At 64.0% G+C, this 13903-nt stretch carries 10 protein-coding genes; 3 read left to right on the top strand and 7 right to left on the bottom strand.

The genetic code is table 11. The features are described from left to right. Positions 1 to 37: 37 nt before the first annotated feature. Positions 38 to 2284, top strand: coding sequence for a GGDEF/EAL domain-containing response regulator (locus tag ACT6Q8_RS14785; protein WP_444733417.1), 2247 nt, complete (start codon positions 38 to 40; stop codon positions 2282 to 2284). Position 2285: 1 nt separating this feature from the next. Here ACT6Q8_RS14785 and ACT6Q8_RS14790 read toward each other — a convergent pair whose 3' ends face one another. From ACT6Q8_RS14790 to ACT6Q8_RS14820, 7 genes are all read right to left on the bottom strand, one after another. Continuing rightward, complete coding sequence (locus ACT6Q8_RS14790; RefSeq protein ID WP_054170247.1) at positions 2286 to 3914, bottom strand: GGDEF domain-containing protein; 1629 nt, start codon at positions 3912 to 3914, stop codon at positions 2286 to 2288. Between the two features lie 60 nt (positions 3915 to 3974). After that, the gene (locus ACT6Q8_RS14795) at positions 3975 to 4487 is read right to left on the bottom strand and encodes a hypothetical protein (RefSeq protein WP_054170246.1); all 513 of its coding nucleotides are present in this window, start codon (positions 4485 to 4487) and stop codon (positions 3975 to 3977) included. After that, complete coding sequence (locus tag ACT6Q8_RS14800) at positions 4484 to 6556, bottom strand: serine/threonine protein kinase (protein ID WP_444733418.1); 2073 nt, start codon at positions 6554 to 6556, stop codon at positions 4484 to 4486. Before ACT6Q8_RS14800 ends, ACT6Q8_RS14795 begins: the two co-directional genes overlap by 4 nt. 166 nt (positions 6557 to 6722) lie before the next feature. Then, positions 6723 to 8054: a putative bifunctional diguanylate cyclase/phosphodiesterase gene (locus ACT6Q8_RS14805; RefSeq protein ID WP_444733419.1), complete on the bottom strand. Its 1332-nt coding sequence runs from the start codon at positions 8052 to 8054 to the stop codon at positions 6723 to 6725. Between the two features lie 111 nt (positions 8055 to 8165). Next, entirely contained in the window at positions 8166 to 9515 is a 1350-nt protein-coding gene (locus ACT6Q8_RS14810) for a putative bifunctional diguanylate cyclase/phosphodiesterase (protein ID WP_444733420.1), read from the bottom strand. Positions 9516 to 9777: 262 nt separating this feature from the next. Continuing rightward, positions 9778 to 10218: an NfeD family protein gene (locus ACT6Q8_RS14815; RefSeq protein WP_054170243.1), complete on the bottom strand. Its 441-nt coding sequence runs from the start codon at positions 10216 to 10218 to the stop codon at positions 9778 to 9780. A 30-nt stretch (positions 10219 to 10248) separates the two neighbouring features. Beyond that, the gene (locus ACT6Q8_RS14820; protein ID WP_444733421.1) at positions 10249 to 11319 is read right to left on the bottom strand and encodes an SPFH domain-containing protein; all 1071 of its coding nucleotides are present in this window, start codon (positions 11317 to 11319) and stop codon (positions 10249 to 10251) included. 194 nt (positions 11320 to 11513) lie between these two features. On the opposite strand from ACT6Q8_RS14820, the gene ACT6Q8_RS14825 reads away from it, so the two are divergent. After that, on the top strand, positions 11514 to 11999 hold the full coding sequence (locus ACT6Q8_RS14825) for a CreA family protein (protein ID WP_054170242.1): 486 nt from the start codon (positions 11514 to 11516) through the stop codon (positions 11997 to 11999). A gap of 158 nt (positions 12000 to 12157) precedes the next feature. Then, a complete protein-coding gene (locus tag ACT6Q8_RS14830) occupies positions 12158 to 13900 on the top strand; it encodes a hypothetical protein (protein ID WP_444733422.1) in 1743 nt (580 codons plus the stop codon). Positions 13901 to 13903 lie beyond the last annotated feature (3 nt).

Consider the following 13903-nt stretch of genomic DNA (forward strand, 5'->3'; position numbering starts at 1 on the left):
CAGGGACGGTCGTCAGGCCGATCGGGGGGCGAGCGTAATGGCGGATGACCTGCTGGACTTTGCGGCGGAACCGGCACCGGTGCCGGTAACCCCGTCGCTGCCGCCATGGCTGGTCCTGATTGTGGATGACGATCCGTCGGTCCATTCTGTCACGCGCCTTGCCCTGCGTGACATGGCCCATGCGGGCCGCAAGCTGCTGTTCCTGTCGGCCTATTCGGCGGCGGATGCGCGCCAGATGCTGGCGGTCTATCCCGACATCGCCCTGATCCTGCTGGATGTGGTGATGGAGGCGGAGGATTCGGGCCTGCGCCTGGTCCGCACCGTGAGGGAGGAGATGGGAAACCACGATGTCCGCATCATTCTGCGCACCGGCCAGCCGGGACAGGCGCCGGAGCGCGACGTGGTGGAGCGGTATGACATCAATGATTACCGCGCCAAGGATGAACTGACGGCACGGCGCCTCTGGACCTCCGTCTATACGGCCTTGCGCGCCTATGAACAGATCCGCGAACTGGATGACCACCGGGCCAGCCTGACCCATGTGCTGGATGCCACGGCCCGGCTGTTTGGCGAACATGACCCGGAACGGCTGGCCCATGCCGCCGTGGAGGCGCTGGCCGGGGTCGCGGGACCGGGGGCGGGCGTGCTTCTGGTCCGCTGCAACCGGCTGCCCGACGGTACGGCGGGTGAGCCGCGTCTGCTGGCCGGGATCGGGGAGGGCGGGCTGGCCATGACGCCCGGCTCCCTTTCGCATCTGGTGCCAGCGGAGATCGGGCAGCAGGTGGCGGCGGCGCTTGCCTCCGGCGCGCCAGAGCGGGGGAGCGGCTGGTTCGCGCTGTCCAGCACCCTGTCTGGGGAGGCCGCTATTGTCCTGCACCTGTCGCGTCTGTCGCCGGGCCGGCACCCTGATGTGGGGACCCTGTCGCTGTTCGCACGCACCGTCGCCGTCAGTCTGGAAAATGCCCGGCTGGTGGCGCAACTGTCCCAGGACCGCACCCATGACCGCGCCACGGGCCTTCTGAACCGCCTTGGCTTCATCCAGGCCATTGAAGGGCGGTTGGGGCAGATACAGGCGGGCAAGGCCGACACCGTGGCCGTCGGCATCATCGACCTGCGCCATTTCCGCGATATCAACCAGGAACTGGGTGTGGCGGCGGGTGACCGGTTGCTGGTCAAGACCGCCAATCGTATTACCGCTGCCGCTGGCCCTGGCGCCATCTGCGGGCGCACGGGCGCGGATCAGTTTGCCCTGCTGCTGCCCGGCGCGCCCGCTCTCTCCGCCGCCCGTGACATGGTGCAGGCCGTGGTGACGGCGGTCAGCGAGCCGGCGATACTGGCGGGCCGGGAGGTGCATCCCATGTCCTCCCCCGGCCTTGCCTGGTGCAATTGCGGCGGGCGGCATGGGGAAGAGCTGCTGGCCCGTGCGGAGGAGAGCATGCAGGCCTCCAAACGCGCCTATGGCCGCCTGCAGGAGGTGGTGATCGGCGCCGACCGGGCCGAAGGCGGGCGTCTGGGCCTGACCATGGAACTGGGCACCGCCCTGAAGCAGGGGCAGTTCGAGCTTTATTACCAGCCCATCGTCGATGCCGCGACGCGGGAGGTGGTGGCCTTTGAAGCGCTGGTGCGCTGGAACCACCCATCGCGCGGGATCGTCATCCCCGCCGCCTTCATCCCGACGGCGGAAGAGACGGGCCTGATCGTGCCCATCGGTACCTGGGTGATGCGGGAGGCGGCGGTGCAGACGGCGGAATGGACCCGGCGCGCGGGCCGCCCCGTCTGGGTCTCCGTCAATATCTCCGCCGCTCAATTGTCGGAGCCGGGGTTCCTGGACAATGTGCGCAAGGTGATCGCTGACAGTGGCGTCGATCCGACCCTGCTAAAACTGGAGGTCACGGAAAGCACCATCATCGGCGATCCGGCGCATGCGGCGGAAATCCTGACGGGCCTGCGTGACCTGGGCATCCGGCTCTGCATGGATGATTTTGGCACCGGCTATTCCAACCTGTCCTATTTGCAGACCTTGCCGTTCGATTTCCTGAAGGTGGACCGGGCCTTCGTGTCCAGCATGATCGACCGCTTCGAAAGCCGGACCATCCTGCGCACCATGCTCGCCCTGGCGCAGCAATTGGCGCTGGAGGTGGTGGCCGAAGGGGTGGAGACGGATGAACAGGCGGACGAACTGTCACGCCTGGGCTGCGGTTTCCTGCAGGGCTATCTCTATGGCCGGCCTATGCCGGCACTGGATGCGGGCAGGTATATCGGGGTGGCGCCGGTGGGGGTGTGAGTTACCCCATAACCACGCGGTTGCGGCCTTCCATCTTGGCGGTGTAGAGGGCGCGGTCGGCACGGTTGAGCAACTGATCCAGTTCTTCGCCCTCGGCCAGCATGGCGACGCCGACGCTGACGGTCAGCAGGCAGGGGTCCACCACGTCCGTTCCCATCCCCTCAACCGAGGCGCGCAGCCGTTCTGCGGCGGCCAGGGCGCCCGCGATTCCCGTATCGCCCAGCAGGACAGCAAACTCCTCCCCGCCGATACGGCCCATCACATCCTGATCGCGCAATGCCTGCCGGCAGGCGCTGCGGAAGGCGATCAGGCTGGCATCGCCGGCGGCGTGGCCGTACCGGTCATTGATCGATTTGAAATGGTCGATATCCAGCATCAGCAGCGACAAGGGCGTGCCGGTCAGCCGGGAGCGGGCCAGTTCGGCCTGTGCCTTGTCCAGAAAGGCGCGGCGGTTGGGCAGGCCGGTCAGGGCATCCACGGTGGCCAGTTCGCGGAAATGTGCCTCCAGCCGCGCCCGTTCCGCCACCTCCGCCTGCAGGCGCTGGTTCAGGTTCCGGAAACGCGCGGTGACCAGACTGACGGCCAGGGTGATACAGGCCAGCGCGGCAAAGGCCGCATAGAACCATGTCAGGTCGGGCTGATGATCGGGGATATAGAGAAAACCGCGTAGATCGACATCGCCGGGCACCAGTCCCGCCGCCGCGAAACCCTGCGCGATATGCCGCCAGCGCCCCTCATGCATGTAGCCGACCTCCACCATGTCGGCCATCATCAGGCGCGCCATCTCATCCGCTTCGAACAGCAGGCGTGGCCGTTCCAGGCCGGGCGCATAGGTGCGCAGGATCAGGTCGATGGCGGCCTCCGGGTTTGACAGAGCGTCCCGCCAGCCGCGCAGGCTGGCCCGGCGGAAGGCCTCCACCACGGCGGGGTTCTCCCGCACCATGCGTTCGGAGGTGAAGATGGTATCGCCATAGAAATCGATGCCCGCCGCGCGCGGGGAAAATACCTGATAGGGGATGCCCGCCACACGCAGGTCATAGGGTTCGCTGGTCGTGTAGGCCGTAATGGCATCGACCTCCCCCTTGATCAGCGCCTCCACCGACCCGCTATGCGGCAGTACCGTCAGCTTGTCCTCTGGCACGCGTTCGACCGCCAGATAGGCCAGCAGCTCCTCCGCATGGGTTTCCAGCATCAGCCGGTGGCCGGGCAGGGCATGGACATGCGGCGGGCCGGTGTCCGTGCGGGTCAGCAGGACGAAGGGCGAATGCTGTAACAGGACTGCCATGGCCACTACGGGCCGGCCCTTCACCCTTTCCACTAGCAGGCCGGCGCTGCCCACGCCGAAATCCGCCTCGCCATCGGTGACGCGCTGGGCCGCGTCCATCGTGGGCCCACCCTCCAGGATGCGGACATCCAGGCCGGCCTCTCGGTAATATCCCTTCTCCAGCGCGATATAGAATCCCGCCCCCTGGAACTGGTGCGTCCATTTCAGCTGTAGCCGCACCGGGGTCAGCAGGCCTTCGCCTGCCGCTTGGGCCAGAACCGGCGATACCCAGAAATGGGTGCAGACCAGCAGGGCCAGAATCCAGCCCGTGACCGTCAGAAGGAAGGCATGCTTTGGTATGGGCATTGCCGCGATCTTATGGGGATTACTTGGGCCAGATTACACCAAATCAGGTGCCCGGCATGGTCAATCTTGCGGGTCGTCGATCAGGCCTGCCGGTTCCGGCTTGTCATCGCCCTTGCCCATGATTTCCGTTCCCCAATCGGCAATCAGCAGGCTGCGCCGTTCCTCCAGCTCCTTGATCTTGGCCTGGCTGCGCAGGCTCATGATCGCGGCGACGATCTGGGGGATGAAGAAATACATCAGCCAGCCGATGGCCGCCGCGCCGAACATGATCAGCCAGGTGCCCGGATCGGCCAGCATGCGCAGCGTGATGGACATTTCATGCCCGCGCTGCCACAGCCGGACGATAAAGGGCGCCACCCCGCACAGGTTCATGGCTCCGACCGTCATGGCCGCCGATTTCTCCGGATCACGGTCGATCAGGTAGGCGACGAAGGTGGGCGCCAGACCGGCCAGGAGCAGCACGCTGGTCGGCATCATCATCAGGCCCGCCGGGGCCAGCAGCAGCAACAGCAGCAGCGCACTGCCGCCGCCGCTGCGCCGCTTGGGCGGGCGTTTACCAAGCGACGCGCTCATGCCAGCCTCAGCATGTAAAGGACGGTGCCGATCATGGTCATGCCGGCGATGATGGCGGTGACCACGGCGGCGATCTGTCGCCCGGTGCCATCGGCCAGGGCCGTCCTATCATTGGCCGTGGATTTCAGTTTCTCGATCTGCCGTGTCAGGCCTTCATATTGGCGCATCGCGGCCAGGAAGCCCTTGTCGTCGGCGCGGATGACATCGACATTGTCGACGATGCGGACGATGGCATCCAGAACCCCATCGCGCGCCACATTGCTCACTTCCGCCTTCATGCGGTCGCGCGTCTCCCGGTTCTTGAAGCGCTTGAAGACCGGGTCCATCAGCGCGACCAGCCAGCCGCACAGGTTGGGCAGGCGGGCGGGACCGAACCGGTTCTGCACATCGGCCAGGACCGTGATCATGGCGATCATTCGCCGCGCCGGATCATGCGGATTCGACAAAGGCACCAGCAGCCGGTCATTCAGCTTCTTGTGATGCGTGGTGATATAGCCCAGCACATGCCGGTCCACCGGGTCGCGCCCCCGGTTCGGCTTCAAGGCGATCTGGTCCAGTGCGGACAAAAGCTCTGCTGGACTCAACACATAATGGTCGCGCAGCTGCGGTGACAGGCAGGGACAGGAGGGGCACAGTTCATAGACGATGCGTTCGATCCCGAACCCCATGCCGACATGTTCCAGCAGAGCGCGGTAGCCGTCATAGGCCTGCACCATGGGCACATATTCGGGCCGGAAATCGGTCTGGCAGTTGACCCAGAAATGCGGGAACTGCGCCAGGACGAATTCCGCAAAGGGCTGCACGCCGCTATTCTGCCAGATGGCCTCTGCCAGCGCCGTGCCCAGACCGTCGGGCAGCACCGAGATGCCGCGATAGCGGATGGGTGACGGCGGGTCCAGCGCGATGGAGACGCGGGTAACCAGCTTGTCCTCTTGGCTGGCACCGCGTCCGCCGGCCCCGGCAGAGGCGATGGCGGTCTGCATGGCCTCTGCCCGTGCCTCATCCCCCACCGACCGGCGCACCCATTTCTCCACATCGCCCCGTTCGATCAGGGCAGCGGCGGCGGCACTGTGCCGGGTCAGCGACCGGGCCAGCGCCCGGCAATGCATCAAATCCTCGCCCTGGAACTCAAACGGGCGGGCACCACGGCGCGGCACCTGCGGCTGCTTGGGCGACATCCGCCGGCCCTGCAGCCACAGATCCAGGTCGGAGACGGACCAGCGCTGCTTGGGATCATCGATCATCAGGCCGCGCAGCGGCTCCACCAGGCTTTGTGGCAGGCGCACCTGGCTGGTCAGGGCCGGATAGGTGCCCTTGTCCATCTTCAGCTTCAGGATGCTTTCATCATCCAGATCGGCCAGCGGATTGCGGCCCAGATAGAGCACCAGCAGCGTGACGCCCAGCGCGTAAAGGTCATCGGCAACGGTGCCGGGGCCGCGCCCCGCCGGCTGCGCCATCCCGCGCTCTATGGTCTCCACAAGCAAGGGCTGACCATAGCCGACCGGTGTCGACAGGCAGTCGCCGATGGTGACGGTGGGGGAGGCGGGGTCCTTCTGGAACAGGTTGGTGGGCCGGATAGCGCCACAGGTCATGCCCCGCGCATTCATTTCCCGCAGTGCGAACAGCAGCGTCGGCATCAGTGAACGGCTGATCGTATCGTCCGACATGGGCTCGCGCGTCTCGCCCATGTCCTGCATGACCCGGCGCCCGCCGGGCCGTTCATAGATCAGGACGAAACGCTTCTTGCCCTCCGGCGTCCAATCCACCGTGCCCCAGTCCATCAGGCGCAATACCGCCGGATTCTCGATGGCGCGGTAGGTGGCCATCATGTCGATGCGGGCCGGGACCGACCGGTCGGTGACGATGGCGAAGACTTCCGTCTTGCGGTCCCGGCTCATCCGCGCCGCAAAGGCGGGGCCGCCTGCCGAATCCAGGGCAGGCAGGGCCGTGCCGGGCATGATCTCGCACCGCCCGCCCAGATCGACGGGCGAGGAGGGGGCCATCATCTCCGCCCCACGGCGGGGCGGCGGCGGGGCGGGCTTCTCGTCAAGGTCGGCGCTGCTGGCCATGATCGAAAGTGACGCTCCGGTCGGATGATCGTGATGGCGGGGCAATGGTTCCGCGCGATCATCGCAAACCATGTGCGAATGCACAATGGCACGCGGTTGCATGCAGCCGAAAGAAACAGACACCTGAACTTTGGCCTAATACGTCTATCCCCTGCCGATCCATCCATCAATGCTTGTGTCGGAGGTCCAGGACCTGCTGGGCTGTCAGGGGGCGGTAGTAGAAATATCCCTGGCCGTAATCGCATCCGGCATCGGCCAGCGCCACCAGCTGCGTCAGGTGTTCCACCCCCTCCACCACGGTCTGCATGCCCAGACGGCGGGCCAGGGTGACGATGAACTGGATCACGGCCAGCTGGCGTTCATTCTCCACGACATTATCGACGAAACTCTTGTCGATCTTCAGGGTCGTGGCCGGACAATTAACCAGCAATGAGAGGGCCGAATGGTCGCGGCCGAAATCGTCGACGGCGATGCCGAACCCCTCCTTGGCGATGGCTTTCACCTGGGTCATCACCTCTTCATTGCTCAACAGTCCCTCTGTGATCTCCAACTCCAGCTTGTCCCGGTCAAGGCCCAGGCGCCGGCATTCCTCCGTCAGAATTTCCAGCACGGAGGGCGCGCAATTGTCCGGTTGAAGCTGCATGGGGGAGACGTTGATGGACAGATGGATGCTGCGGCCCTGCTGCCGCCAGATTTGCTTCTGGCGTAACGCTTCCCGCATCAGCCATTCGCCGATTGGAACGATGGTCTGGTTACGTTCGGCCAGCGGGATAAATTCCGCAGGCGACACGGAGCCGAACTCGGGGTGGCGCCAGCGCAGCAGCGCCTCCACCCCGAACACCTGCCCGGCCCGGATATCGATCTTCGGTTGATACAGAAGCGACATGCCGGCCCCGCTACGGGCAAACCAGAGGCCGTCCTCCAAGGCCCGCTGCCGGGCCAGTTTGCGCCGGAGATCGTCGGCAAACCAGCCGATCTGTCGGCTGCTGCGCCGTGCCTCCTGCCGGGCGGACCGGGCGGCCATGACCAGCATGTCCATATTGTCGGCGGCGTCGATGAAGCTGGCCACGCCACAGGACAGGGACAGGTGGCAGGTGGTGTTGTCCACCCGCAGCGGCGCCTCCAGCAGACGGATGATACCCTCCACGTCCGCATTGGCATCGGGCAGCAGAGCAGCGAAACGTTCGCTGTCGAAGCGGGCCAGCAGTGCATTCTCACCAAAGGCCAGCACCATTCGTTCCCGGATCGTGACCAGCAGGACCAGGGCGGCGTCATAGCCCAGGCGTGAGATCAGCCCGTCGTAATCGTTCAGTTCCATATAGATCAGGATGGCATTGCCGCCGCTGGCCGATAGGGCCGTCAGCAGGTGGTTGCCCTCCATCACGAACCCGTGCTTGTTCAGCATTCCGGTCAAGGGGTCGTGCAGCAGCGCCGACGCCTGATAGGCGCAGGGGCATTCCGAGGGCATCGCCTGCAAAATCTTGTGCGCTTCCATCATTCCTGAACCCTTCCGGTTCTACAGAATACAACCTACTATGTCTTCCGGGTTAGGCCATTTGTTCAGACGGTCAGGTTTCCAAGGTTCCTGGCAGGCGATGGTCAGCCGGTTTCAGGCGGCGTGGCGCAGATCCAGGATGCGGCCTGCGCACATGGGGCGGTAATAGAAATAGCCCTGGCCATAGTCACAGCCGGCACCGGCGACGGCCACCAGCTGGCGGATATGCTCGATCCCTTCCACCACTGTCCGCATGCCCAGATCATGGGCCAGTTCGGTGATGAAGCGGATGATTGTGGCCTGGCGCGGGTTGCGCAGGACATTGTCCACGAAGCTCTTGTCGATCTTCAAGGTATTGGCCGGGCTCTCCACCAGCAAGGACAGGGCCGAATGGTCCCGCCCGAAATCGTCAATGCCAATGGAAAAGCCCGCATCGGCCAGCCGGCGGACCTGCACCATGGCACGCTCGTCAGTCAGCATGCCTTCGGTGATCTCCAGTTCCACCTTCCGGCGATCCAGGTCCAGACGCGCACATTCATCGACCAGAATTTCCAGGACAGAGGCGTGGCTGGGTTCTATCAGCAACTGCACGGGGGAGATGTTGATGGCCATGGACAGGTCCATGCCGTCCCGCCGCCAATCCGCCTGCTGGCGCAGCGATTCCCGGATCAGCCATTCGCCCAGCGGGTTGATGGTGCGGGTCCGTTCGGCCACCGGTATGAATTCGGCCGGTGAGATGGGGCCCAGCTCCGGATGGGACCAGCGCATCAGCGCTTCCACCCCCATCACGCGGCCCGAATGGATTTCGACCTTGGGCTGATACAGCAAGGAGATGCCGGCGCCGGCCCGGCTTGCCCACAGCCCGTCTTCAATGGCACGGCTGCGGGCCAGACGCTTGCGCAGGTCGCTGGCGAAGAAGCCCACGGAGCGGCCCTCATTGACCGCATCGCGCCGAGCGATGCGGGCGGCCACAACCAGCATATGCATATCGTCGGCAGCCTCGGGGTAGGAGGCCACGCCGCAGGTGATGGAAAGATGATAGCCATGGCCGCCGATGACCACAGGGGCCTCCAGCGCCCGGTTCAGGGCCTCCAGACTGTCACCCGCGTCGGGCAGCAGGGCCACGAAACGTTCACTGTCCAGGCGTGCCAGCAGGACATCGTCGCCAAAGGCCAGCTCCAGGCGCCGCCGCATGGCGTGCAGCAGTTCCAGCGCCTCCTCATACTCCATGCGGGAGACGATGCCTTCGTAATTGTTCAACTCGATGAAGACCACATGCGGATGTTCCCCCGCCAGAACCATCATGGGCAGCAGGCGGCTTCCCTCGCGGATGAAGCCGTGCTTGTTCAGCAATCCCGTCAACGGATCGCGCAGGGCGACAGGGGCCCGCGGCGCCATGGCCGAGACGGTGTCGTCGCCTGCACGAAGGTAATGTACCCGTTGCATCTGAACCCTGCCCATCATCTTGCAATCCATTGCAATATCATGGGCCGTAATGATTACTTTGTCAGATGTGCAGAGGGATAGTTGATTATATCAATCAATGAATTATTGGTTAATCATTAATCATAAAGTATTCAATGGATATCCAATCGCTAACGCTATGAATACATACTTTTGGTGAGGGTGATGGAAACCGGAGAAATATTCCGCTGCAATATCTTACGGGCATTCGGGTGTCATCCTGCTCCCAATGGAAACAGAATGACACCGCTGCTGTGTTTCCTTACGCACCTTCCACGCGCAGGATGGCGCCATCGACGCCCGTGACCCGCACACGGCTGCCCTGTGGCAGATCGGCGGCGCCGGCCACCCGCCAGATGCCGTCGGCGACACGGGCCCGGCCATAGCCGTTCACGATCGCTTCCTCTAAGGTCAGCACCTGTCCCAGGTACTGTTCCCCGCGGCGGTTCAAGGTGCCTGACTGCGCGTCATCGGGGTCCCGCCGCGCCAGCAGACGCGACAGGAACCAGGCCAGCACCGCCAGCACGCCAAACAGCACCAGCTCTGTCACCAGCCCGATATCGAAGACCAGCGCCATCACGCCGACAATGCCCGCCGCCCCGCCAATCCACAGCAGAGCGGCCCCTGGAATGAACATTTCCAGTGCCGCCAGGACCAGCGCCAGGCACCACCAGTACCAGTAGAGAACGCGAAACCCTTCCATCGCTTCCTCCCATATGCCGGTTCAGTTGTTTCAGGCGCCGCTATTTTCGCCCCACGGCGATGGCTGCTGCTGCGCGGACTTGATTGCAGCCACTTGCTCGGCGTTGGTTCCGCCGGTGGCGGGCAGGGCCGACGCCGAGGGCTTGCGGGGCGGTTTGGGTGCCGGCGGCACGGTGGGGCCGCTGCCGCCATCGCCCTTGAACGCGTCCTTGGCCAGTTCAGCCAGACCGCCCAGCGAGCTGATGATGCCGGTCGCCTCCATCGGCATGAAGAATACCTTCTGGTTCGGGCTGTGCGCGAATTCCTTGAAGGTGGTCAGATATTGCTGGGCCACGAAGTAATTGATGGCCTGCACATTGCCGGCGGATATGGCGTCGGACACCATCCGGGTCGCGGCGGCTTCCGCCTCGGCCTCACGCTCGCGCGCCTCTGCGTCGCGGAAGGCGGCCTCGCGGCGGCCCTCGGCCTCCAGGATCGCGGCCTGCTTCTGGCCCTCGGCCTTCAGGATTGCCGCCTGCCGGGCACCTTCGGCCTCCAGGATCAGGGCGCGGCGCTCGCGCTCTGCCTTCATCTGCCGGGCCATGCTGTCCACCAGATCGCGCGGCGGCTGGATGTCGCGGATTTCGATGCGGGTGACCTTGATGCCCCAGGGCTGCGTTGCCTCGTCCACCACATGTAGAAGCTGGGCATTGATGCGGTCGCGCTGCGACAGCAGTTCGTCCAGATCCATGGAGCCCATGACGGTGCGGATATTGGTCATGGTCAGGTTCAGAATGGCGACCTGCAGCTGGCTGACCTCATAGGCGGCCTTGGCAGCGTCCAACACCTGATAGAAGACGACGCCGTCGACCTTCACCATGGCATTATCCTTGGTGATGACCTCCTGGCTGGGCACATCCAGCACGATTTCCATCATGTTCATCTTGGCGCGGACAACGTCGATGAACGGCACGATGAAATGCAGGCCGGGCCGCAGCGTGTGGGTATAGCGGCCGAACCGCTCCACCGTATACTCCATGCCCTGCGGCACGGTCTTGATGCCGGCAAAGGCCAGCAGAACGCCGAACAGGGCCACGACGCCCGCGAAGATCCCGAGTTCCATCGTTTGCATTCCCCCCCTTGAACCAATGTCCCCAGCATCGCATGTGGTATGGTGGAAAGGCGAGCGCAAGTGATCGGCCACAACCATTAACCGATTTTCAGACGGGACCGTTTCCACCCCGCCCTTGCCCCAACCGTTCAGCCGGCATAGCCTGCCGGCCATCGGTCCCTTTTTGGATTTTCAGGAGCCTTGCCATGCGCCGCTTCCTTGTCGCCCTGCTGTTTCCCCTGGTGCTGGCCCTGCCGGTCGCGGCGCAGGAGGTGGTGGGGGAGTTCAGCAATGACTGGACCGGGAACGAGCTGGACATCACGGCCTTTCCCGACCCGGAGGTGAAGGGCATCACCTGTCACATCGTGGATTTCGACCGTTCCGTCTGGGACCGGCTGTCCAAGGGCAACTGGTTCGAGGACCCGTCTAATGCCTCACTGGCCTGCCGCCAGACAGGCGCCATCAGCATCGGCGATATCGACCTGTCCAAGCGCGGAGAGGCGGTGTTCTCCGAGCGCAAGAGCCTGGTGTTCAAGTCGATCGCGGTCCGCCGCATCTATGACAAGGCCAATGACACCTTGATCTATGTCGTTTACAGCCGGCAGGTGAAGGACGCGTCGGCCAAGATGTCGATCAGCACGGTCCCCCTGTTTGCCGCCAATCCCACCTGGGAAAAAGGCAAGCCCAAGTGATCATGTGACCCGTGTCTCCCGGTGCTTCATGGCTTTCCTTTGGCAAAACCCTACAAATGGGTTAATACAAGGTTTATCTGAAGCACCGTTCGGTGGTATGTATCGCTTGTCCCAAAGGGACGATGCATACTCCAAAATGGGGACCGAGGGTCATGTGGATGACGAGCCTTGTCGGGGGCGGCAAGGGTTCTGCCATTGGGCGCCGTTTGAATTTCGAGGTGCAGACCTTCAAGGCCGATCACTGGGTCATTGAAGAGAGTCTGGCGACCGAGGAAGAAGCACGGGCGCTGGCTACCAAGCTGTTGCCGAACCGCGACGGCGTGCGCATCATCCGCGACTTCGCGGGTGTCCCGGGGAAACCCGCAACGGAAACCATCATCTTCTCCGAAATGCGGGAAGCCAAGGGCAAGACCATTGCGGTCCAGCCCGTGGATGACAGTCCCGTCTGTGCTGAGAGCAAGGATTATCTGGAGGCGGAAAGCCGCCAGACCATTTCCAAGCTGCTGCGGCAATATCTGGAAGACAAGGCGCTGACCGCGTCCGAGCTGCTGTACAACGCGGCGGAGATGAAGCGCGCCATCAATTTCGAAAATCTGGTGCCCACCGCCGTGGGCCGTGTCGCCACCATTCAGGGCAAGGTGACGGGCCAGGATGTGCGCGAACGCCGCGATGTCATCTATTCCAGCCTGACCGATCTGCGCGGCAAGGCCGAAGAAGCGCAGAAGCGCGCCAGTTTCAGTGTGAAGCAGGACGGATTCCGGGGTGCCTTGGATAAGGTCGAGGCGCTGTGCAACGGCGACGTTGCCGAAGCCGATTATCTGTCCAAGGTCATCCTTTGCCGCGATCTGGTGCAGATCCGTAATCTGCTGGGAAAGGTGGAATGGCTGCTGGAAAGCGCCGGTGACGCCGCCCAGAACAAGGCCGCCCATATCCATATCATCGACACGTTGGTGGCCGATGCCAGCAGCTTCCAGTCGGTCATTCAGGACCTGCTGGGCCGGCAGCCGGACCTGGGCACGGCCCTTGGCCGCATGCTGGACATGGTGGAAGGCAAGTTCGAGCCGACCGAACGCGAAATGGCACCGCCCATCGCCAAGGTGTTGAGCCAGTGGCTGGGCATGGGCCACGCCCCGCAGACCTATCAGGTGGTGCTGGAAGCGTTTCTGCGCAGCCTGCGCGGCACGGCCCCCCTGTCGCGCGATCCGGAACGCAACCGCACCAGCTTCACCAATCTGGTAGCCCGGGTGATGACGCCGACGGGTCTTTTCGGCGGCTCGCGGATGGCGGATGCCCTGACCAATGGCTATCTGCGTTTCATCGAACAGGGCGGCGGCGAGGGCCGGCGGATGTCGATCGAAGGCGTGATGGGCCTGATGCCGGCCTGGCGCGACCGTACCCTGTATCTGGCCGAACTGGCCGGCGGCGATGTCGGTCAGCGGGAGATGGATACGGTGGTGGCGCGCCTGCGCAACTGCCTGTCGATGGAGCGCGACGTTAATAGCATGGTCGGCCTGCAGGTGCCGCTGAAGCCGAAGATGCAGGCCATGGCGTCGCTCTATACCGCTATCAACAATGCCCAACTGCCCGACGATGTGCGCCCCGGCATGGCCGACCGCATCGACGAGATGGTGGCCAGTTATATTCTTCAGGCCAAGGTGATCGAACGGCTGGACGACCCATCCGCCTCGCTGCGCATCCGCGCCACCCGCCTGATGCAGTTCGCGGCAAACGATGTTTTGTCCAGCCCGAAGGCCCGTCGCATGGTGCGGGACCAGATTGTCGGCCTTTTGCGTCAGCCCAATTTCGACGGCAAGTTCGTGGAGGGGTTGAGCACCCCGCAGGAACAGGCCAACGCCCTGCGGCAGTTCTACGGCCTGCTGCGTCAGGCGCAGTTCATGTAACTG

Origin of the sequence: Niveispirillum sp. (assembly GCF_052437035.1) — a bacterium.
GTDB lineage: Bacteria > Pseudomonadota > Alphaproteobacteria > Azospirillales > Azospirillaceae > Niveispirillum.

Coding starts and splice junctions, on each gene's coding strand:
- ACT6Q8_RS14810 (WP_444733420.1), bottom strand. CDS start 9,515: ATGATGGGCAGGGTTCAGATGCAACGGGTACATTACCTTCGTGCAGGC.
- ACT6Q8_RS14790 (WP_054170247.1), bottom strand. CDS start 3,914: ATGCCCATACCAAAGCATGCCTTCCTTCTGACGGTCACGGGCTGGATT.
- ACT6Q8_RS14795 (WP_054170246.1), bottom strand. CDS start 4,487: ATGAGCGCGTCGCTTGGTAAACGCCCGCCCAAGCGGCGCAGCGGCGGC.
- ACT6Q8_RS14785 (WP_444733417.1), top strand. CDS start 38: ATGGCGGATGACCTGCTGGACTTTGCGGCGGAACCGGCACCGGTGCCG.
- ACT6Q8_RS14805 (WP_444733419.1), bottom strand. CDS start 8,054: ATGATGGAAGCGCACAAGATTTTGCAGGCGATGCCCTCGGAATGCCCC.
- ACT6Q8_RS14825 (WP_054170242.1), top strand. CDS start 11,514: ATGCGCCGCTTCCTTGTCGCCCTGCTGTTTCCCCTGGTGCTGGCCCTG.
- ACT6Q8_RS14800 (WP_444733418.1), bottom strand. CDS start 6,556: ATGGCCAGCAGCGCCGACCTTGACGAGAAGCCCGCCCCGCCGCCGCCC.
- ACT6Q8_RS14815 (WP_054170243.1), bottom strand. CDS start 10,218: ATGGAAGGGTTTCGCGTTCTCTACTGGTACTGGTGGTGCCTGGCGCTG.
- ACT6Q8_RS14820 (WP_444733421.1), bottom strand. CDS start 11,319: ATGGAACTCGGGATCTTCGCGGGCGTCGTGGCCCTGTTCGGCGTTCTG.
- ACT6Q8_RS14830 (WP_444733422.1), top strand. CDS start 12,158: ATGACGAGCCTTGTCGGGGGCGGCAAGGGTTCTGCCATTGGGCGCCGT.